General features: G+C 67.0%; 19 protein-coding genes. 7 read left to right on the forward strand and 12 right to left on the reverse strand.

Features of this window, described 5'->3' with window-relative positions; genetic code table 11:
• Positions 1-34 precede the first annotated feature (34 nt).
• Entirely contained in the window at positions 35-871 is an 837-nt protein-coding gene (locus ACZ50Z_RS07715) for an enoyl-CoA hydratase-related protein (protein WP_464483014.1), read from the forward strand.
• A gap of 78 nt (positions 872-949) precedes the next feature.
• Here ACZ50Z_RS07715 and ACZ50Z_RS07720 read toward each other — a convergent pair whose 3' ends face one another.
• The 8 genes from ACZ50Z_RS07720 to ACZ50Z_RS07755 are packed head-to-tail and all read right to left on the reverse strand — an operon-like array spanning position 950 to position 9543.
• Positions 950-2626, reverse strand: coding sequence for an FAD-binding protein (locus tag ACZ50Z_RS07720; protein WP_464483015.1), 1677 nt, complete (start codon positions 2624-2626; stop codon positions 950-952).
• Positions 2623-3981 carry an aromatic ring-hydroxylating oxygenase subunit alpha gene (locus ACZ50Z_RS07725; protein WP_464483016.1) on the reverse strand — a complete coding sequence of 453 codons (1359 nt, stop codon included), beginning with the start codon at positions 3979-3981 and terminating at the stop codon, positions 2623-2625. The genes ACZ50Z_RS07720 and ACZ50Z_RS07725 overlap by 4 nt, the downstream gene beginning before the upstream one ends.
• 16 nt (positions 3982-3997) lie before the next feature.
• Entirely contained in the window at positions 3998-5533 is a 1536-nt protein-coding gene (locus tag ACZ50Z_RS07730) for an acyl-CoA synthetase (RefSeq protein WP_464483017.1), read from the reverse strand.
• Positions 5534-5542: 9 nt separating this feature from the next.
• On the reverse strand, positions 5543-6415 hold the full coding sequence (locus ACZ50Z_RS07735; protein WP_464483018.1) for an enoyl-CoA hydratase-related protein: 873 nt from the start codon (positions 6413-6415) through the stop codon (positions 5543-5545).
• A gap of 18 nt (positions 6416-6433) precedes the next feature.
• The gene (locus ACZ50Z_RS07740) at positions 6434-6670 is read right to left on the reverse strand and encodes a biotin/lipoyl-containing protein (protein ID WP_464483019.1); all 237 of its coding nucleotides are present in this window, start codon (positions 6668-6670) and stop codon (positions 6434-6436) included.
• Entirely contained in the window at positions 6663-7661 is a 999-nt protein-coding gene (locus ACZ50Z_RS07745; protein WP_464483020.1) for an alpha-ketoacid dehydrogenase subunit beta, read from the reverse strand. Before ACZ50Z_RS07745 ends, ACZ50Z_RS07740 begins: the two co-directional genes overlap by 8 nt.
• A gap of 5 nt (positions 7662-7666) precedes the next feature.
• Positions 7667-8674 (reverse strand): thiamine pyrophosphate-dependent dehydrogenase E1 component subunit alpha, encoded by a 1008-nt coding sequence (locus tag ACZ50Z_RS07750; RefSeq protein WP_464486132.1) that lies wholly within the window; start codon positions 8672-8674, stop codon positions 7667-7669.
• The gene (locus ACZ50Z_RS07755; protein ID WP_464483021.1) at positions 8671-9543 is read right to left on the reverse strand and encodes a mycofactocin-coupled SDR family oxidoreductase; all 873 of its coding nucleotides are present in this window, start codon (positions 9541-9543) and stop codon (positions 8671-8673) included. The genes ACZ50Z_RS07750 and ACZ50Z_RS07755 overlap by 4 nt, the downstream gene beginning before the upstream one ends.
• A 286-nt stretch (positions 9544-9829) precedes the next feature.
• Between ACZ50Z_RS07755 and ACZ50Z_RS07760 the strand changes: the two genes are divergently transcribed.
• Together ACZ50Z_RS07760 and ACZ50Z_RS07765 are read left to right on the forward strand one after the other, a co-directional pair.
• A complete protein-coding gene (locus ACZ50Z_RS07760) occupies positions 9830-11053 on the forward strand; it encodes a CaiB/BaiF CoA transferase family protein (RefSeq protein ID WP_464483022.1) in 1224 nt (407 codons plus the stop codon).
• A 266-nt stretch (positions 11054-11319) separates the two neighbouring features.
• On the forward strand, positions 11320-11607 hold the full coding sequence (locus tag ACZ50Z_RS07765; RefSeq protein ID WP_464483023.1) for an ANTAR domain-containing protein: 288 nt from the start codon (positions 11320-11322) through the stop codon (positions 11605-11607).
• Between the two features lie 263 nt (positions 11608-11870).
• Here ACZ50Z_RS07765 and ACZ50Z_RS07770 read toward each other — a convergent pair whose 3' ends face one another.
• Positions 11871-12617, reverse strand: a complete 747-nt coding sequence (locus tag ACZ50Z_RS07770) for an IclR family transcriptional regulator (RefSeq protein ID WP_464483024.1) — start codon at positions 12615-12617, stop codon at positions 11871-11873.
• 80 nt (positions 12618-12697) lie between these two features.
• On the opposite strand from ACZ50Z_RS07770, the gene ACZ50Z_RS07775 reads away from it, so the two are divergent.
• Together ACZ50Z_RS07775 and ACZ50Z_RS07780 are read left to right on the forward strand one after the other, a co-directional pair.
• The gene (locus ACZ50Z_RS07775; RefSeq protein ID WP_464483025.1) at positions 12698-14047 is read left to right on the forward strand and encodes an FAD-binding oxidoreductase; all 1350 of its coding nucleotides are present in this window, start codon (positions 12698-12700) and stop codon (positions 14045-14047) included.
• Positions 14047-14856 (forward strand): DAPG hydrolase family protein, encoded by an 810-nt coding sequence (locus tag ACZ50Z_RS07780; protein ID WP_464483026.1) that lies wholly within the window; start codon positions 14047-14049, stop codon positions 14854-14856. The genes ACZ50Z_RS07775 and ACZ50Z_RS07780 overlap by 1 nt, the downstream gene beginning before the upstream one ends.
• Positions 14857-14863: 7 nt before the next feature.
• Here ACZ50Z_RS07780 and ACZ50Z_RS07785 read toward each other — a convergent pair whose 3' ends face one another.
• Positions 14864-16564 carry a DUF4407 domain-containing protein gene (locus tag ACZ50Z_RS07785; RefSeq protein WP_464483027.1) on the reverse strand — a complete coding sequence of 567 codons (1701 nt, stop codon included), beginning with the start codon at positions 16562-16564 and terminating at the stop codon, positions 14864-14866.
• A gap of 237 nt (positions 16565-16801) precedes the next feature.
• Between ACZ50Z_RS07785 and ACZ50Z_RS07790 the strand changes: the two genes are divergently transcribed.
• Together ACZ50Z_RS07790 and ACZ50Z_RS07795 are read left to right on the forward strand one after the other, a co-directional pair.
• A complete protein-coding gene (locus tag ACZ50Z_RS07790) occupies positions 16802-17359 on the forward strand; it encodes a hypothetical protein (RefSeq protein WP_464483028.1) in 558 nt (185 codons plus the stop codon).
• 111 nt (positions 17360-17470) lie between these two features.
• Complete coding sequence (locus tag ACZ50Z_RS07795) at positions 17471-17899, forward strand: type II toxin-antitoxin system Rv0910 family toxin (protein ID WP_464483029.1); 429 nt, start codon at positions 17471-17473, stop codon at positions 17897-17899.
• 5 nt (positions 17900-17904) lie between these two features.
• On the opposite strand, the gene ACZ50Z_RS07800 is transcribed toward ACZ50Z_RS07795, so the two are convergent.
• The gene (locus ACZ50Z_RS07800) at positions 17905-18186 is read right to left on the reverse strand and encodes a LapA family protein (protein ID WP_464483030.1); all 282 of its coding nucleotides are present in this window, start codon (positions 18184-18186) and stop codon (positions 17905-17907) included.
• 93 nt (positions 18187-18279) lie between these two features.
• Positions 18280-20052: a molybdopterin-dependent oxidoreductase gene (locus ACZ50Z_RS07805; RefSeq protein ID WP_464486133.1), complete on the reverse strand. Its 1773-nt coding sequence runs from the start codon at positions 20050-20052 to the stop codon at positions 18280-18282.
• Positions 20053-20203: the final 151 nt, after the last annotated feature.

The raw sequence follows: 20203 nt of genomic DNA on the forward strand, positions 1-20203 counted from the left end.
CGGTGCGTAGCGTGCGGAAGGGTATGGTCCGACCATGGAGCGGCGCGAGCTCGAAGCGGTCATCTACGAACGCGAACCGCCGATTGCGCGGATCATCCTGAACCGGGTGGACAGGGCCAACACCAAAGACGCGATCCTGGTCTCCGAGGTCGACAATTGCCTGCACGAGGCCGACCGCGACAAGGACATCAAGGTCGTCATCCTCAAAGCCAACGGCAAGGGATTCTGCGGTGGGCACGTGGCCCGCTGGGGCCCGGACGAAAACCCCTATCCGGATTTCGGCGAGACGTTCGAGGACCTTTACAAGGGCACCGCCGACCTGTTCCTGTGGCCGACGTTGTACCTGTGGGAATTTCCCAAGCCCACCATCTCGCAAATCCACGGCTATTGCATGGGCGGCGGAATCTATCTGGGCTTGCTGACCGACTTCTGCGTGGCCTCCGAGGACGCGTATTTCCAGATGCCCCTAGCCCAAAGCCTCGGCGAGCCCGGCGGGCACACCATGATCGAGCCTTGGCTGCTGATGAACTGGCACCGCACCATGGACTGGCTGTTGCTGGCGCCGACCCTGTCCGCCCAGCAGGCCCTGGACTGGGGTCTGCTCAACCGCGTGGTGCCGCGCGATCAGCTCGAGGACACCGTCGAGGACATGGCGCGCAGGATCGCCCAAATCCCGTTGACGACACTGATGGCCGTCAAGAACAACGTGAAGCGCGCGTGGGAGTTGATGGGCATGCGGGTGCACCTGCAGGTCAGTCACATCCTGACGAACATGGTCGGCGCCGCGTCCGATGTGCAGGCGCGCCGGGCCGAGCTCATGCAGTCGGGTCTGAAGCCGCGCGACTTCGTCGACCGCGACGAAAGTTCCTAGCGCGAGACCCCCTAGCGCGAGCAGACGCAGAATCGCATATTTCGGAACGAAATCGTGCGATTCTGCGTCTGCTCGCCGTTACTTGCCGGCCGCGTGGCGCGCGGCGACGTAACCGAACACCATCGAGCTGGCGATGCTCGCCCCGGCGCCCGGATACGTCCGGCCCATCACCGTCGCCGTGGTGTTGCCGGTGGCGTACAACCCTTCGATCACCCGATCCTGTTCGTCGAGGACCTGGGCGTGCTCGTTGGTGATCACACCGCCGCACGTCCCGACGTCGGCCGGGAGCACCCGGGTCGCGTAGTAGGGCGCGGTGTCGAGCGGCCCGATGGCGGCGTTGGGCCGATACCCCGGATCGCCGAGGCAGTCGTTGTAGGCCGACTGACCGCGGCCGAAGTCCGGATCCAGCCCCCTGGCGGCGTACCGGTTGAACCGCTGGATCGTGCGGGCCAATTCGTCGGCGGGAAGGTCGATCTCGCCGGCCAGCTCGGCAATGGTCGCGGCCCGCTTGACGGCGCCGGACTCGATCAGCGCCGGTGGCAGCGGCTGGTTTCGCTTGAGCGGGTTGGCGCTGGTGACGTATCGGCGGACGTATCCCTCGTCGAAGATCATCCAGCAGGGCACGGCCTTGTTGGCGTACATCGCTTTGCCGACCTCGACGTAGGAGTTCGACTCGTTGCAGAACCGCCGGCCGCTCGGGTCGACGTAGATGGCGCCGGGCCGCTGGCGGCCCGACCCCAGGGAGGCGGCGACTGCCCCGCCGTTGGCGATGAAAACCGAAGGCAGCCACCACGCTTCGTCCAGCAGATCGGTCTTGGCGCCCAGTCGCATCGCTGCCTCCAACGCCTCGCCGGTGTCGCCGGCGTTGGCGATCGACCACCGCCCGTCGTTGGGCTGATCGCCGCTGTAGCGGCGGCGCATCTCCTTGTTGTGGCCGAATCCGCCGGCGGCCAGCAGGACTCCTTTGCGGGCCTCGACGGTGCACGGTGTGCCGTCGCGCACGATGCGCGCGCCGACCACGCGGCCGTCCTCGACGACGAGGTCCGCCATTGCGGCGTCGGTCCACAATGGGGGAGGCCCGTCGCTGAGCTCCATCAGCGCCTTGAGCAGCTGGGCGATCAACGAGGCGCCGTTGGTGAGGATCTGGCGCCGCCGCGCCCGCGCCGCCGCGGTGCGCAGGAACACCCGGGCCGCCACGGCGAACGCGCGCGGCGAGCGGTTGAAGTATTGAACCGAACGCAACTCGTTGGTCAGCACCACGTATCCGTAGTTTTTGGCCAACGGCGGCTGCACCTTGTCGCGCCAATCGCCCAACCGCGCGGCGTCGAACGGCACGCCCTCGACCGCGCGGCCGGACGCGTTGCCGCCCTTGTGGTTCGGGTAGTAGTCGCTCCAGCCCGCACACCGGATCAGTTCCACACCCTTGCGGGTGAGGAAATTGATCATCTCGTACCCGGCCCGCAGGAACACGTCGCGCCGCTCCGGCGAGGACGGCGCACCGATGTCGCCGACCACGTCGGCCAGGTAGGCCAAACCGTCCTCGTGCGAGTCGGCGATGCCGTCCCTGCGCATCAACGGGTTGTTCGGCAGCCAGACGATGCCACCGGACAACCCCGTCGAACCGCCGACCAATGACTGCTTTTCGATGATGAGGGGCTCGAGCCCGCAGTCCAGGGCGGCCAGCCCCGCGACCATGCCGCCCCCGCCACTGCCCGCGATGAGCAGGTCCACGGAGTGGTCCCAGCGGGGGCTCATCGCGCCTGCACCGAGCTTGTCGTGAAGCCGAGATCGGCGATCGGCACGTCGATGGTGGTGTTGGTCTTCTGGATCGCGGGCACCAGCGCGTCGTACGGCAGGCCGGCCAGGAAGCCGTCGATGACACGCTCGAAGTTGGAGATCAATCCTTCGATCTGGTTGGACAAGCGCATGAAGTCAAAGCCCTTGGAATGCAGTCCCTTTTGTTGCCTGGGCAAGTTGGAGAAGTCCTGGGCGGGAATTGGTGGCCAGCGCGGGTCGTCGGGTGCCATCGGCTCCGGTGGTGTCGGTTTGCCGGCCGAGGCGTCGTCGGGAAACCGGGTCAAAGACCAGATCTCGAACAACGTGTCCTCGGGCCCCAGCGGCCGGATGCGGTACGACGACGCGCTGCTGTACGTCGGCAGGATGAAGTAGTGCGGGAAGGCGAACCCGATCGCGTCGGTGATCCCCCGGCGGACCAGCTCGTTGAGATCGGGCATGGTGCTGCCTCGGGCGCGATGCCAGTTGACGACGGCGTCGTTGAGGGCGCTGCGCCACGCGGCCATCGCCTCCGCCGGGTCCGACGGCAGCTCGATGGTCTGCAGGCCCTCGGCGATGCGGATGTCGTTCTCGTGCGTCATGCCGCCCATGCCGTTACCGAGGGTGCGCATGAAATACAGGCTGCTCGCGACCACCGGGTGTACCGGCGCGCCGGTATCGGCGGGCTGCGCGGTCGGCAGCAACTGAGGATGGGTCTGCGGGACGTGATAGCCCTCCATGAACGCCGCCGAGGCCACCTTCCAATTCACCGGCAGCCGGCACGATTGCCACCACTCGACGCGCAGCGCGTCGACCCGCCAGGCGTCGTAGACGGACGCGAAGGGCTCCATCCAGTCGCGCAGCGCACGCGCGTCGTCGTCGAGGTTGATCCACGCGCAACCGCCCCAGAGCTCGCATCGGACCGGCACGAGCCGAAGGTCGTCGGCGGCCAGGTTGCCTTCGGCGAACGCCTCGGGCCGCAGCACGAAGGTGTTGTGCCCGTCGAGGCCCCAGCACCAGCCGTGGAACGGGCACACGAAGGTGCGCCGATTTCCGTTGCCCTCCACCAGTTTCACGCCGCGATGACGGCAGGCGTTGTGGTAGGCGCGCACCGTCTGCCCGTCGACCCGCACCACGATGACGGACTGGTCGAGGATTTCGTATTCGACGAAATCGCCGGGCTTGGGGATCTCCTCGAGCCGGCACGCCATCTGCCACACGCGGGGCCACAACATGTCGGCTTCCAGCGCGTAGAACTCGGGGTCGTAGTAGCGCTGCTTGGGGATCCGGTCGGCGGTCCGAACCGCCCACGGCACGTTCCTCGTGTTCTTTGACATCCTCAGCCATCCTCGTTCATACAATTCGCGATACCCGGCCCTGCCAGTACCGTTCGCGGATGCGCCTCTTGTAGAGCTTTCCGTTCGGGTCCCGCGGCAGTTCCCGGGCGAATTCCACGGTGCGCGGGCATTTGTAGCCGGCCAGGTGGGCCCGGCAGTAGTCGATGAGTTCGGCTTCGAGGTCCGGCCCGGGCATGACGCCACACGCCGGCTGCACGACGGCCTTGACCTCTTCGCCGAATTCTTCGTTGGGGACCCCGAATACGGCGGCATCGACCAATTTCGGATGCATGACGAGCAGGTTCTCCGCCTCTTGCGGGTAGATGTTGACCCCGCCGGAGACGATCATGAACGTCGACCGGTCGGTGAGGTACAGGTAGCCGTCCCCGTCGACGTATCCCATGTCGCCGAGCGAGCGCCAGCCGCGATCGTTGTACACCGACGCGGTCTTGGCCGGGTCCTTGAAGTACTCGAAGTCGGGTCCGCCCTCGAAATAGAGCTCGCCCGATTCGCCGACGGGGAGTTCCCGCCCGTCTTCGTCGAGCACATGCACCGGGGCCATCGGGATCCCCACCGACCCGGGATGGGCGAGCCATTCCTGTGGTCCGATCGTGGTGCCCGCGAATCCTTCGGTGCCGCCATAGTATTCGTGGATGATCGGCCCGAACCACTCCATCATTTGGTGCTTGACGTCGACGGGGCACGGCGCGGCCGCGTGGATGACGCAGCGCAGGCTCGACACGTCATACGTGTTTCGAACGTTCGCGGGCAACTTGAGCATGCGCACGAACATCGTCGGCACGAACTGGGCGTGCGTCACCCGGTTCGTCTCGATCAGTCGCAGCACCGTCTCGGCGTCGAACCCCTTCACCAGGATCGACGCGGCGCCGACGCGGTTGGCCGCCATGGCGTAGTTCACCCCGGCCGCGTGATACAGCGGCGCGGGGGACAGGTACACGCTCGAGGGGCTCATCCCGTATTTGTGGATCAGTGCTTTCTCGAGCACCGCCTGGGCCCAGGACCCGTTGCCGTCGGAGGGAAGTGGTCGTCGCACCGCCTTGGGTCGTCCCGTGGTGCCCGACGAATACAGCATTTCCGATCCGTCCGTCACCGGCGGCGCGTCGCCAGCAGCGGCCACCGCGCCCTCATAAGACCGCCACCCGGCCACCGGGCCCCCCACGGCGAGGTGGGCGACCAGCGCGGCATTGACGGCACGAAGGTGCGCGGCCAGTTCGGGCATCGCGGCGTCGACGAAGACCGCCTTGGCGTCGGAATCGTCGATGACGTAGGCCACCTCGTCGGGTGTGAAGTGGGTGTTGACCGCTGTGTAGTACAGGCCGGAAAGCTGGCAGCCCCAGGTGATTTCGAAGAACTCTCGCCGGTTCGGCAGGACCAGCGCCACACCGTCGCCGGGGCGCAGCCCGGCGTCGTGCAGCAGCGCGGCGACCCGCCGGCTGCGGGCGTGCAACGTGCCGAAGGGGATCACATCGCCGTCCGCAACGATCAGTGCCGGCGACTGCGGGGCACTGATGGCGTGGTCGGCGATGTTCACCGGTGAGCCCTATGTGGTTGCGGCGCCGTCGGTCTGGGCGGCCGCGGCGGCCTGGCGGCGGGCATGTTCGGAAGGCAACACCTTGTCCTTGAAGACGGTCTGAATCAGCTGCTGCACGTCCTTGCTGATCGAGGCGAGCGCGACCAGGTCGTTGGAGCTCTGCCAATGCACTCGCATGCCCATCAGCTCCCAGGCCCGTTTGAGGTTGGCCTTGGTGAGCATCAGCGTCGTCAACGGCGCCTGGGCGATGTGGCGGGCGATCGCCTCCACCCTGTCGTCCAGGTCCTCGCGCTTGACCACCTCGTTGACGAGGCCGACTTCCAGCGCCCTCTTGGCATCGATCACCTCGGCGGTGAACAGATAGTAGGCGGCGCGCCGCCAGTTCATGAACACCCAAGGCTCGATGGAACATTCGCCCGAGGGCATGCCGAACCCCTGCAGGGGTGGGTAGGAGAAGTAGGCGTCCTCGGAGGCGATGACGATGTCGGTGGTCAGGCCCATATGCGTGCCGCCGCCGACGCAGTAGCCGTGCACCTGCGCGATGGTGGGTTTGGAGAATTCCCACAGGTTCAGTGTCGGTTTGACGAACAAGTCGCTCTGCGCTTTCCAGGGGTGGCCGGTGACCATGGCGTTCTCGACGAACGACGGGTAATCGACGGCGTTGTTGCCGATGGCGTGCCCCGAGCAAAAGCCCTTGCCGTTGGCCTTGAGGACGAGCACCTTGATGTCGTAGTCGCGGTCGGCGTCGGCCAGCGCGGCATCGACTTCCTCGGCCAGCTTCTGGTCCTGGGCGTTGGCCTTCTCCGGCCAGTTCAGGGTGACGCGGGCGATGGGGCCGTCCTTTTCATAGATGATTCTCTCGCGGGTCTCGTTGAGATCCATAGGGCTTACCTTTCTTCGTTAGGACGAGATGACGCCGATTTCGGCGCCGATGTCATAGGTGGTCCCGACCTGGCCCGTCCACCGCACGGTGCCCGTCGCCCCGGCTTCGATCTCCTGCTCGACCTTCTCGGTGGTGATGACGTAGATCGGCGTGCCCGCCTCGACGTGCTCGCCGGCGCCGACGAGCAGCCCGGTCAGTTCGGCCTCCGAGACCGCCACCGAGACCCGGGGGATGCGAATGATGAAGTCAGCCATTCACTTTCGCCTTCTCGCAGGTGCGCCGGGCCGCTTCGACGATCCGCTGCGGCGACGGATACATCTGGGCCTCGAGCGCCGGCGCGGCCGGGTTGGGGACGAATCGTGCGGCGACCCGCTCGACGGGCCCGGCGAGCTCCCCGAAGAGCTCCGCGTGCAGGATCGCGGCAATCTCCGCACCGGGACCGCCGAATTGCACGGCGTCGTGGACGATCACGGCGCGTCGCGTGCGGCGCACGGACCCCGCGATGGTGTCGACGTCGAGTGGTACGAGGGTGCGCAGGTCGATCACCTCGGCGCTGATGCCCTGCTCGCTGAGCATCGCGGCGGCGCTCAGCGCATCGTGCACGCAGCGGCCGTAGGCGATCAGGCTGACGTCGGTGCCCGGGCGCTTGATGTCGGCCTGGCCGAGCGGGATGGAGAACCCGGGTTCGGTGGGGACGGGGCCCTTCTTGCTTTGCAGCCGAATCGTTTCGATGAACAGGCACGGATCGGGGTCGAAGATCGCCGCGGTCAGCAGCCCCTTGCCGTCCCGCGGGGTGGAGGGCACGATCACCTTCATCCCCGGGATGTGCATGAACCACGCCTCCAGGCTCTGCGAATGCGTTGCACCCGTGGATAATCCGGCGTACACCTGGGTGCGAATGGTGATGGGCGCCGACGTGCGCCCGGCCGTCATGAACCTGAGCTTGGCGGCGTTGTTGATCAGCTGGTCGGCGGCGATCCCGATGAAATCCATGATCATGATCTCGGCAACGGGCAGCAGCCCGTCGATCGCCGCGCCGATGGCCGCGCCGACGATCGCGGCCTCCGAGATCGGCGTATCGAGGACGCGGTCGTGGCCGTACTTCGTCGACAGGCCCGCCGTCGGCCCGGAGGCGCCGGGATCGGCGATGTCCTCACCGAGCAGAAACACGCGGTCGTCGGCCGCGAGCGCCTGGTCCAGCGCGAGGTTGAGCGCCTCGCGCATCGTCATCTCTTTGTCTTCCACGGGCGTTACGCCGGGAACTTGATCGCAGTGGCGTACACGTCGCGGTCGAGTTCGTCGAGCGACGGTGGGTCGGCTTCCAGCACCGTGTGCAGGGCAGCCTCCACCGCGGCCGCCGCGTCGCTGTCGATGCGGTCGAGTTCGTCTTGATCGCAGACCCCGGTCGCGGCCAGGTGGCTGCGGAAGCGAGGCACCGGGTCGGCCGCTATCGCCGCCTCGAGTTGTTCGGTGGAGATGTAGGGTGCCCGGTCGCCGAAGTAGTGGCCGCGAAAGCGGAACGTGACGCATTCGATGAGCGTCGGGCCGCCTTGTTCGCGCGCTCGCCGCAGCGCGTCGTCGAGCGCCGCTTTCACCGCGAGCGGGTCGTTGCCGTCGACGCGAACGCCCGGCATGCCATAGCCGGCGGCCCGGTCGGCGACGTGCTCGAGCTTCATGGTGTCGGCCGTCGGTGTCATCTCGGCGTAGAGGTTGTTCTGGCAGACGAACACGATCGGAAGGTCCCACAGCGCGGCCATATTGGCCGCCTCGTGAAACGAGCCGGTGTTCGTGGCGCCGTCGCCGAAACTGACCACGGTGACGCGGTCGATGCCCTTGCGTTGGGCCGCCATCGCCAGCCCGACGGCCACGGGCGGCCCGGCCCCGACGATGCCCGTCGAAAGCATCACGCCCCTGGCGGGATTGGCGATATGCATGGCGCCGCCTTTGCCCCGGCCTGCGCCGACCGTGCGGCCCATCATCTCGCCGTAGATCTCCTCGAGCGGGACGCCCTTGCCGATCAGGTCGTGCAGGCCGCGATAGGTCGTCACCAGCTGGTCGTCGGGCCGCAGCGCCACCCCCATCGCGGCTGCGATCGCCTCCTGGCCCCGCGAGGGCCAGTACACGCACATGAACTCGCCGGTGCCGATGCCCTTGGACAGTCGATCGTCGGCCGCCTTCATCAAGACCATCAGTTCGTAGAGCCGACGCTCGACTCCCTCCGAGCCCGATTGCGGTGCATCGTCTTTGGTGGTCATCATGCTCCCGACCACGGTTTGACCTTGAGGAAGCCTCCGGCGTCGACGCGCAGCTGCTGGCCGGTGATGTAGCGCGCCGCATCCGAAGCGAGGAACAGCACCGCCTCGCTGATGTCTTCGGGTTCGACGTAGGGGACCGGCATCGCCTGCACGAGTGGAAACACCGGCTCGGCGTCCTCGCGGGCCGGCTCCTTCAGATCGGGCCGGAACGCGCGGTACATCGGCGGACTGTGCAGCATGTCGGTGTTGACATTCGTCGGATGCACCGCGTTCATCCGGATGGAAAACCGGGCGAGCGCCAACGCGAAGTCGTTGACGTAGTGTGCGGCAGCCAGTTTCGCGAAGGCGTACCCGGCCCCGCCGGGGCCACCGACCCCACTCTCAGCGCCGGAGGTGCTCAGGGATGACATGAAGGCCGCGTTGGAGCCGATGACGATGATCGACGCACCAGCGTGCAGATGTTTGAGGCTCGCGTGCACCAGGTTCAGCACACCGATGAGATCCACGTCCACGGCGTCGGCGAAGGCCTGCGGCGGCAGACCCGCGGTCAACGGGCAGATGCCCGCGTTGGCGACCACGATGTCCAGGCGCCCGAACTCGGCGACGCCGGCATCGATGGCCGCGGACAAGGCCACGCGGTCGCGCACGTCCGCGACCGCGGTGTACGCGCGTTGCCCTTCCTTTTCGACCAACCGCGCCGTCTCGTCGAGGTCCTCCGGACGCGCCAGCGGGTACTCGTTGGTTTCGATGTCCGCGCACAGGTCCACGCCGATGATGTCGGCACCTTCGGCGGCCAACAACCGCGCGTGCGAACGGCCCTGACCGCGCGCGGCGCCGCTGATGACGGCCACCTTGCCCGCTACTCTGCTCATCCCTCGTCCTTCGTTCGTGCGGCTGCGTCGCGATTCACATAGGGGTCCAACGGATTTCGGTCTGATGGCCGTCGTTGCGGCGGGAATAAACGAGGTGGGCACCCGCCGGTGCCGGGATGCGACACGCGATCACCGCGGCGGACGGCGAAATGAGACCTTCGGCCGGCTCCATCGCATCTCTTCCCCGAAAAAACTGCGCTGACCTGCGGATGGGCTATCACTATGCCCAAGACTAGCTAGAATATCTAAAATAGCAAGGAATGGCCGGTGAGCGAGGGGGTTGGCGATGTCCGACGGTGTTCTACGGGGCGTGCGGGTGGTCGAATTGGCGTCGTGGACCTACGTGCCGTCGGCCGGTGCCGCCCTGTCGGACTGGGGCGCCGACGTGATCAAGGTGGAGGGCGTCACCTCGGGTGACCCCGGCCGCGCCCTCGTCGTCGGCGGCTTCACCCGGCAAGCCGCCCGCCCCGATGCCGACTTCATCCTCGAGTCGGGCAACCGCGGGAAGCGCAGCATCGCGATCGACATCAAATCGGCGGCCGGCCGCGACCTGTTCGGCCGGCTGCTGGCCAGCGCGGACGTCTTCTTGACCAATTGGCTACCGGGCGCCCTCGAGCGGGCGCGCCTGACCGTCGACGACATCCGGTCGTTCAACCCGAAGATCATCATCGCGCGCGGCACCGGACTGGGAGTGCGCGGACCGGACCGCGACAGAGGAGGGTTCGACGCCGCGACGTACCTCGCGCGGGGCGGGGTCGCCTACACGCTCACCCCGTTCGGCACCGAGACTCCGGCCGTCCAGGGGCCTGGCTTCGGTGACCTGCAGGGTGGGGCGACACTAGCCGGCGGCGTCTGCGCCGCCCTGTTTCATCGCGAACGCACCGGCGAACCGACGATCGTCGACTCCTCGCTGCTGGCCCAGGCGATGTGGTCGATAGCGCCGTCCATTTCGGCGGCCGACTTCTTCGACATCGACGGGATCCCGGGAGCCCCGCCGGGGCTGGCCATCAACCCCCTCGTCAACCGGTACCAGACCAAGGACGGCAGGTGGATCCAGCTGGTGTTCTTGCAACCGGACAAATTCTGGGCGGGTTTCTGCCGACGCATGGGCCTGGCCGAGCTGGCCGACGACGAGCGGTTCGTCCCGTCGAGCAACCTGATCGCCAATGCGGCCGCGGCGACCGCACTTTTCGTGGACGCGTTCGCCCGCCACGACCTCGCGCACTGGCAAACCGTGCTCGCGGACGAACCCGGCGTGTGGGGCGCCCTGGCGACGCCGCGAGAGACGCTGAACGACCCGCAGGTCGAGCCCAACGGGTACGTGGTGACCAACGTCGACGACCACGGCGAGAAGTACCGGATCGTCGCCGCGCCTGTGCAATTCGACGAAACTCCGCCGGCGCCGGCGCGCGCACCCGAACACGGCCAGCACACCGAGGAGATCCTGCTGGAGCTCGACATCGATTGGGACGACATCGCCAAGGCCAAGGACCTCGGGGCGATTCTTTAGGACACCGCGACAGCAACCTAATCGCGGTAATTCGCAACCAGTTTCGATACCATGAGTCGCGGATTCCGTGGTTAGCAGCCGATTCCGAAACGGTCACGGGCGCATATCAATGTCGGCGGTGGTCTGGCAGAACGCGCGCGTTCGACAAATCATGGCACAGGGCGCTTTTGAGGTATGCGGCCGCGACGATGCGTAGCACACACGAATTCCTCGTCCGGTACGTGAGTGGCGGATTCATTAACGGCGCCGCAGGAGGTATCCACAGCATGACATCGAACTGGGTTCCCGCCCAGACTTCGTGCGGCCCGCATTCCGGCCGCATCCTGGACACCGCGCGGGGCATTCTCATCGGTCTGCGCCGATGCCCGTCGGACGCCGCCTTGGACGAATTGCACAGCGCGGCATTGCGGCACAAGGTTCCGGTATTCGCGATGGCGTGGGCGCTGGTGCACCTGGCCGGCGATGGCCAACAGACTCCCAGCTTCGTCGATGCGCAATCCGCGGCTCGGCACGAATGGGGTCCGCTGTTCGAGTCCGCCGCCGTGTCCTGTTGAGCGGGTGCTGTTGAACGGGCACCAAGACGTTGGGACGGCCGAGCTTTCGAGGGGTAACCCGGCCGTCTCCAACTCTTTCGACAGCTCCTTGGACGAAGCGCAGGAACGCTGCGCCGGCCGCGCCTTTGGAGTCGAGCTCTATTGGCCTGCACGCGGGCGGCCAAGCAAGCGCTGGCGGAAGATCCGCGCGGCCGATCGACCGATGTACGAAATCGACTACGGCATCAGTCTATTCCGCTGAGCGCTCCCGCGAATCGACACGACTAGCGTGTCCAGGCCGGCGAGTCGGCGGCGACCCGCAAGGCGTCGACGATCCGCCGCTCCTTTTCGGCGAAGCGCTCGGTGGGGGCAGGGACCGAGATCGCGACCACGATGTCGCCGACCGTTCGGCGCGCGACGGCCGCGGCGGAGATGCCAGGGGTGTGTTCGTCGCGGTCGAAAGCGACGCCGGTGCACCGGATCTCGGCGATCTCGGCCCGCAGCCGATCGGCAGCATCGGGACCGAGCCGGGCCAGCACGGCCTCGGCCTCGGGATCGTCGAGCGCGGCCAGGGCCGCCTTTCCGTTCGCGGTCGACTCCAGGGGGAAGCGCACGCCGATCGCCGAGACGGCCCGGAGCCGATGCGACGACTCGATCTGGTCGACGAACCACATCCGCTGCCCGCGCAGGATGGACAAGTCGACCGTCTCGCCGTCGGTCGCCCGCGCCACTCGCTCGATCGTGGGGCGGAACATCGCCGCGACCTGCGCCCCGTCGGCTTTGCCGAAACCCAGGAGGCGCTCGCCCAGAAAAAAGCGCCCCTGCGGGTCGACGCTGGCCAGTCCGACCTCGACCAGGCCCACCAGCAACCGGCGCGCCGTCGATTTGGCCAGCCCGAGCCGTTCGCCGAGGTCGACGAGGCGCAGGCGTCCCGGCTCTGCGGCGATCTCGTCCAGCGCGGCCGCGGCGCGGCGTAAGACCTGGATGCCCTCGTCGCGATTAGCTGGCAAATTTTCTCCCGTTGGCGCCACAGTGCAACTATAGTGATCCGCATCACGGATCGACCAGATCCACAATACGGATCACACGGTGTGGACGGAAGGAGCTCCGGATGAGCGCTTTACCTGCCGGGCGGCATTGTTTTCGTGGCGACGAAGGTTATGAGGAAGCGCGGCGAGGCACCGTGTGGCACCGGCGGGTGCCGGACCGCTACCCCGACGTGATCGTGCAGGCCGCCGGCGCCGACGACATCGTCGCCGGCATCCGCTATGCCAAGGCGAACGGGCTGCGGGTCAGCATCGTCTCGGGAGGACACAGTTTCGCCGCCAGCCACCTGCGCGATGGCTCCGTGCTGCTCGACCTCAGCCGCCTCGATCACGTCGACATCGACGCCGAGAAGGGCCTCGCCGTCGCGGGCCCGGGCAAGGGCGGCAGCATGCTCATGGCGGACCTGGAGGCGCAGAACCTGTTCTTCCCCGGCGGCCATTGCAAGGGAGTGTGCCTCGGCGGTTACCTGCTGCAGGGCGGGTACGGCTGGAACAGCCGGATTTACGGCCCAGCCTGCGAGAGCGTCGTCGGCCTCGACGTCATCACCGCCGACGGCGAGCAGATCCACTGCGACGAGGATCATCACGCCGACCTGTACTGGGCCGCCCGCGGGGCCGGCCCGGGCTTCTTCGGCGTCGTGACGTCGTTCTACCTGAAGCTCTACCCGCGGCCGGCCGCCTGCGGCACCAGCGTCTACGTCTATCCGTTCGACCTGGCCGACGAGGTCTTCACGTGGGCCCGCGCAGTCAGCGCCGACGTCGACCCGCGGGTTGAGTTGCAGGCCGTCGCCTCACGCGGCGAACCCAACCTCGGCGTCGACGTCCCGGTCATCTCGCTCGCGTCGCCCGCGTTCGCGGACTCCGATGCCGAGGCGGAACAGGCCCTCGCCTTGTTCGGCACGTGTCCCGTCGCTGACCGGGCGCTCGTGAAAATCCCCTACATGCCAACAGATCTGCCTACTTGGTATGACGCCGCGATGAGCCACTACCTGTCCGACCATCACTACGCGGTGGACAACATGTGGACGTCGGCGTCGGCCGAAAAGCTGCTGCCGGGCATCCGGACGATCCTGGACACGATGCCCCCGCACCCGGCGCACTTCCTCTGGCTGAACTGGGGCCCGTGTCCTGTACGCCAAGACATGGCGTACAGCATCGAGGGCGACATCTACCTGGCGCTCTACGGCTCCTGGAATGACGCGACGGACCCTGCCGACAGCGAGCGCTACTCCGACTGGGCGCGGACGAACATGGCCGCGATGTCCGAATTCGCCATCGGGATTCAGCTCGCCGACGAAAACCTCGGGCGGCGCCCCGCACGGTTCGCCAGCGACGCCGCCATGGCCAAGCTCGACCGCGTGCGCGCCGAATACGACCCCGACGGCCTGTTCAACAGCTGGATGGGGCGACTCTGATGGCCGCCGACCTTTATCTGGGCTACCGCGACGACGACGCGAAGACGCCGTTCGGCAAGTTCTTCACGCCCGAAATGGCCTCGCTGCCAAGGCATGTCGTCGAGGCGCTGCAGCACGGGCCGCAGGGTGGCATGGCCCTGCTGGCGTTCGACGAATCCGCACGCGTCGCCGACGACGGGTACCAACGGACCGAGAACGGTTACGGGGTCCTCGACGACGGCGGCTACCACGTGTCGGTACGCACCGACATGCCGGGCGTCACTCCGGCGATGTGGACGTGGTGGTTCGGCTGGCACGGCTGCGACACACGCCGCTACAAGCTGTGGCATCCGCGGGCGCATCTGTCTGCCGCCTGGAAAGACGGTGATGACGCCGACCGTCGGGGCGCCCAGCGCTACATCGGCCGCTGGTCGTTGATCAGCGAGTACATCGGCTCGGCAATGCTCAATGGCGCAATACAATTCGTCGATCCGGCGAAAATGGGCTGCCCTCCCGACAGCGACGACGCGGTGGCGATCTGTGCCCGGCTGGGCTCCAGCGAAGCCCCCGTCGACGTCGGATGGTTCATCCACCACGTCCGGTCGACCCCGGACGGGGCCGAGATGCGGTCGCGGTTCTGGATGGGCGGACCATACATCGCGCTGCGCAACGTCCCGGGCGTCGCGTCACGGGCGGTGCGCCCGATCGCGTCGCGAGTCCTGGGCAACCCGGAAGCCAACGCCCGCAACCTGATGGTGCACTGCGCCCAGGAGATGAATCATTTGGCCGGCTTCTTGCCGGAGCTCTACGAAGCCTTCGGTTCCGAATAGCGCCAGGCTAATTCGCCGGCGGCAGTTGACGCGGGCCTTCGCGCGGACCCACCTGCTGCGATGCGTCCCGTTTCGTCAACTCCGGTTGGTGCTCACCCGCGGGCAGGCGAGCCGTACCCTTTTGGCGCCGCGATGAGGTGACGAATTCCGCGTGGGCAGAGGGGGTCTCGGTGCCCTCGGCGGTTTGGGACAGCTCGGCGCTCGAGGCCTCGGAAGTGACCGTCACCTTGCGGGTGCGTCTGAGCGCGAACGTGATCTCCTCGGTCTCTTCGAGAACCCCGTCGAACACGTGGCGCGCGGTGCGCAGTGGCTGGGTGGTGGTGTCGATCACCCGCGCCACGAACGGCGGTACCAGCGGCCGGATCCAGCGGGCGGCGGCCTTGGTCGCGTCCGGAATCGACGGGATCAACGGCGCGCTTCGCTCGTGGTGCGGCTCGACCTCGCCACCGGGCTCGGGCACGGGCAGCCGGGTGATCGCCCGGCTGGCCGCCTCCGCTTCGGCGGCGATCGGCAGATACACGTCTTCCTCGGCGGAGTCGAAGTCGGCCGCCTCGAAGGTCCGCTGTGACGGTGCGTGCACCGGACTCTCGAAGGCCTGCACAACCCGGCGACGCTGGTGCTCGCGGTCGATCTCGATCTGCGCCTCGATGGCGAGCCGCGCCTGCGTCAGTTGGTGCTCGGCCCACATGATCTCGGCCTCGCGGCGAACCTCGGCCCGCTTGATCGCGATGGCGGTGTCGGCGTCGAGTTCGGCGCGATCACGCTCCGCGCGCGCGACGGCGTGGCGATCGTGGGTTGTCTGCCCGCGCCACAACCCCAGGATCAGCGGCGCCAGGTACAGCAGCACGCACGCCGCGATCGTCAGCAGCCGCAGGGCCTGGGCGCCCGCGTCCTCGGAGGCGAGGTCGTTCAGGGCGACCCAGCGCGCGCCCAGGCCCCGGCCGGCGTCTGCCATGACGCCGCGCCGCGCATCCTGCAGGGCTTGCTCCTGGGCCGAGATCGTGGCGTCCAACGCGGGCGCGTGGTTGTCCCGGGCAGCCAGCGCGGCGTCCAGTTCACGCTGGGCATCGCCGAGAAGCTCGTTGGCCGTGCGTGTTTCGGGTCCGGGGCCGAAAACGCCAGTGATCCGGGTCTGCGGGCAGCCGGGCGTCGGGTGATATTCGCAGCGCGCGACGACCAGGGCCTTGTCCTGGCGGTCGCGGGCCTGCGCGACGGCACCCTCGAGCGCGGCGCGTGCCTCCCTGGTCCGCTGCAGCGATGCCGATGCCTGCGCGACCGGAGGCGCCGATTCCGCGCTGCGCGAGGCGCGTTCGTCGAGGCGCTGCTCGATCGAGGTGGAGAGGATGACCAGTGCGGCGAGTTCGCCGACGATGACGCCCACCGCCGCCGCCACCGCGGCGCGTCCCACGATTCCGCGCCGGCTCCGGTTGGGCCCCGGCACGGTGCCGCGGATCATCACACCGACCAGCAGGCCGAAGACCAGGGTGAGCGGCACGACGGCGAGGAGTGGCCAGTGCGCGGATCCGATCACCGCCAGGGTCGCGGCCAACCAGGCCAGCACGGCTCCCAGCGCGACCACCGCGCCGGCGACGGCGTGGGCGGATCGCTCGTGGTGTTCGCCGAGCTCGCGGCCGTGTCCACCACCGAGCCAGACGAGCGCCGCGGCGCTGGCCAGGTCAGGGCGCTGAACGGTTGCTTCCTGGGGCATGAGACTGAAAACACCTCCGCGATAAGCGTCCCAGGCCGAGGCCTGGCGCATCGAATCGAAGCCGCCGCGTGTGGCGGGCTTCACAATCCGGTGGGATCGGCGCCGATCACCAGCGGGGCACCAGCCGGGCATGGGCCGAGCGGGGCCCGTCCGACGGAACCGCAACTGACGCGTATTTCCTGCGACGCGAGCGGATCAGCGGCCGTTCGGTCAGGTGACGTGAGACGGTATAAGCCTATGTCGAATCACGATTTTGTCACCTACGAGGAATTCGGTCGCCGGTTCTTCGAGGTCGCCGTCACCCCCGAGCGTGTCGCCGCGGCATTCGCCGACATCGCCGGCAGCGAATTCGCCATGGAGCCGATCGCGCAGGGACCGGGCAAGATCGCCAAGGTCAGTGCGAATGTATCTATCCAAGAGCCCCGCGTCACCCGCCGGCTGGGCGACAGCATCACCTTCGTCATCCACATTCCGTTGTCGATCGACCTGTTGGTGGACCTGTGGGTCGACAAGCAACGCTTTGTGGTCTCGGGTGATATTGCCCTGCGTGCGACGGCACGAGCGGCCGAACCGCTGCTGCTGATCGTCGACGTCGCCAAGCCACGGCCTTCCGACATCACCGTCAACGTCTCGTCGAATTCGATCCGCGGTGAGGTGCTGCGGATCCTGGCGGGGGTCGACGGCGAGATCCGGCGTTTCATCGCGCAGTATGTCGCGACCGAGATCGACGCGCCGGCGTCACAGGCCGCGCAGATCATCGATGTCGCTGCGCAGCTCGAACAGGCGTGGCCCTGAGCCTGGCCGACGAATAGGCCCGGCGGTGTTGGGGTACTCAGCCACGGTTGTGCGTTTGCCACCCGCTGGGGTGTCGACGCGTGTGATCTGGCGGAGGAGCGGAGGAATGCCTTGGCTCGGGTAGATGTTTCGGTGTCGTCGAAGGTCGAGCCGGAGGCGGCCTGGAAGTTGGCGTCGGACCTGGACCGATTCGACGAATGGATGACGATTTTCGCCGGATGGCGCAGTCCCGTTCCCGCCACGATCGAGAAGGGCACCTGCGTTTCGTCGTGCGTGAAAGTCAAGGGTTTCCGCAACGTCATCCATTGGACCGTCACCCGGTACGACGAGCCGAAATCGATTGAGCTGCAAGGCCGCGGCCGGGGCGGCATCCGGCTCAACGTGGAGATGAGCGTCTCCGCGGACAACCCGGGATCGACCTTTCACCTCTCCGCCGATCTCAAAGGCGGCTTGCTCAGCGGGCCGATCGGGGGACTGGTCGCCAGGGTGCTGCGTTCGGACGTGCAGAAGTCCGTGGATAACCTCGCGGCGTTGCGCTAGGGCGTCTACCGGCCTGGGTGGCCGATCACCCATTCGCGCTGCGCTTGGCGAATCCGCCTGCGGTCCATCGCAAGCCACGCCAGGCCGGCCCCGAACGCAAGCATTGCGACGATCGCCGCGGTGACGCCTGCGCGCGCCTGTCCCAAAGCGAAATTCGCCACGCACACCAAGAACGCCAGCGCGGCCGCGCACACCGCGACCAGCCCGGGCGTCTGCCCCACGTCACGCACCGACTCGTCGCGATAGGGGGCAGCGGTCCGATCATGGTCGACAGGGCTGTGCCTCATGGGCGTCTCCTCTGCTGTCGCTTCCGTGTGGCCGATGCTGTGGAGTTACCCAAAACACCGGCTGGACAAACGAATTGGAGGAGTTGACGGGCCCTACAGAGTTTGGTGGCGCCCGAAGTATTTGTGGTCTTCGCTGTAGCCGCCGTAACCGCTTCCGATGTCGTGGTAGTCGGCGACGAACTCGATTCCCTTGATCCACTTCACCAATTTGAAGCCGTGTTGCAGCTCGTTACGCAGCCGCAGCGGCCTACCGTGCATGTACGGCAGCTGCTGGTCGTTCATGTTGTAGGCCAGCATCGTCATGTGGTGGTCCATCTGACCGATGTGGTGGGCGTTGTAGTAGATGCCCCCGGTGGCGCCCAGACCCATCGAATAAAACACCGCCCATTTCGCCTCCGGCAGCGGCTTGACGATGTCCATGATCGTTTTCATTTGCACGCCACCCCATTTGGCGACGCCTGACCACGCCTGGATGCAGAAGTGCTGGCTGATCTGCTCGTGGTAGGGCAGTGCCATCAAGTCCTCGAGCGAGAACTCCATCGGGTGCTCGACCAGGCCGTAGACCTTCAGCCGCCAGTTCTTGAAGTCGTCGCGTTCGAGCTCTTTGTACTCGACGGTCTCCGGCAGCCGGCCGTTGCGCCAGTGGTGCGGTGAGATGTCCTTCTCGGTGAAGGCGCCGGGCTTGGGGTCCAGCTGCTCGAGCATCCGCTGGAAGGGACCGACCAGCGCGTAGCCGACCCGCTGAACGACCCGGGGGTGCTTGATGGTGAACGGGGTGGCCCACACCCACGCGACAGCCGTCACCAGCATGGCCACGGCGAAGATCCCGAAACCGATCCAGCTGTTGTCGTCGCGCGAGGCGAACATGTGGTTGAGGTTCCGCAGCGCCTCGGTGGTCAACACCATCGTCACGTGCACCAGGATGAAGAACAGGAAGTACACCAGCACCACGAAGTGCAACGAGCGTGCGTGCTGAATGCTCAGGCGCTTGCTCAGCCAGTGCACGCGCTGCGACAGCGCCGGCGACATCCCCAGGCCGGTGATCAGCGCGGCCGGGGCGGCGATGAAGACGGTGGTGAAGTACGCCAGCAGCTGCAGGCCGTTGTAGGCGACCCAGCCGTTATCGATCGGCCAGTCAAGCGACATGTACTGAATCGCGACCGACGCGGCGTTGGGGAAGACGTCCCAGCTGGTCGGCACGATGTGGCGCCACTGTCCGGTGGCGAACAACAGCACGTAGAAGACCGCGCCGTTGAGCAGCCACAACACGTCGATGCCCAGATGCCACCACCGGGCCAGCCCGATGGAGTGCCGGAATCCGGGCAGGCCGAGTTGCGGCGGCAGGGCGACGGTGTCGGCGTTGGCGGTCCACAGTTCGTCGTCCGGAACCGGCGGTCCGACCCGCAGCCACTCGTCCTTGCCGGGGGTCGCGTTGCGGCTGAAGTAGAGCCGGGGATGGTCGCAGAGAATCTGGATGCCCGTCCTGATGATGAACATCATCATGAAGAGGTTGAAAAAGTGCGTCCAGCCGATCCAGGCGGGCAGGCCCGCGGGGACCCCGGTGCTGTCGGTGCCGGGGTAGCGCTGGATGAACGACTGCACTGCCGGCACGTTGTGCAGACCCTTGCCGATCGCCACCGACGCGATCAACACCGCGAAGCCGATCGGTATCAGCCATAGAAGGTTGAACCACCGGTCGCGGCCGATCCGCAGGCTCGGCGCGGTCGCCCGCCTGGTGAGATCGAAGCCGCCGCCGTATTCCTCGACATCGATGGTGTCGTGGGCGGTATGGATCTCGCTCCGGAAATCCGGATCGGATGTCAGCGGCGTGCCTGCCGCCAACGTCGAGACTGAGCCGTTCCCCACCGGGTCAACACGTTTGCTTTCGGCATGCGTCACGGGGTTGAAAATACACGAAAACCCCTGGATAAATCCAAGTTTGATTGGAAAAAAAGCCGTTGTGGCGCCGCGTGTCGGGCCGTGTGGTCGTCGGCAATAGTTGCCGGGGGGCAGAATC

The organism is Mycobacterium sp. NTMscope_MAC_269, from assembly GCF_976985695.1.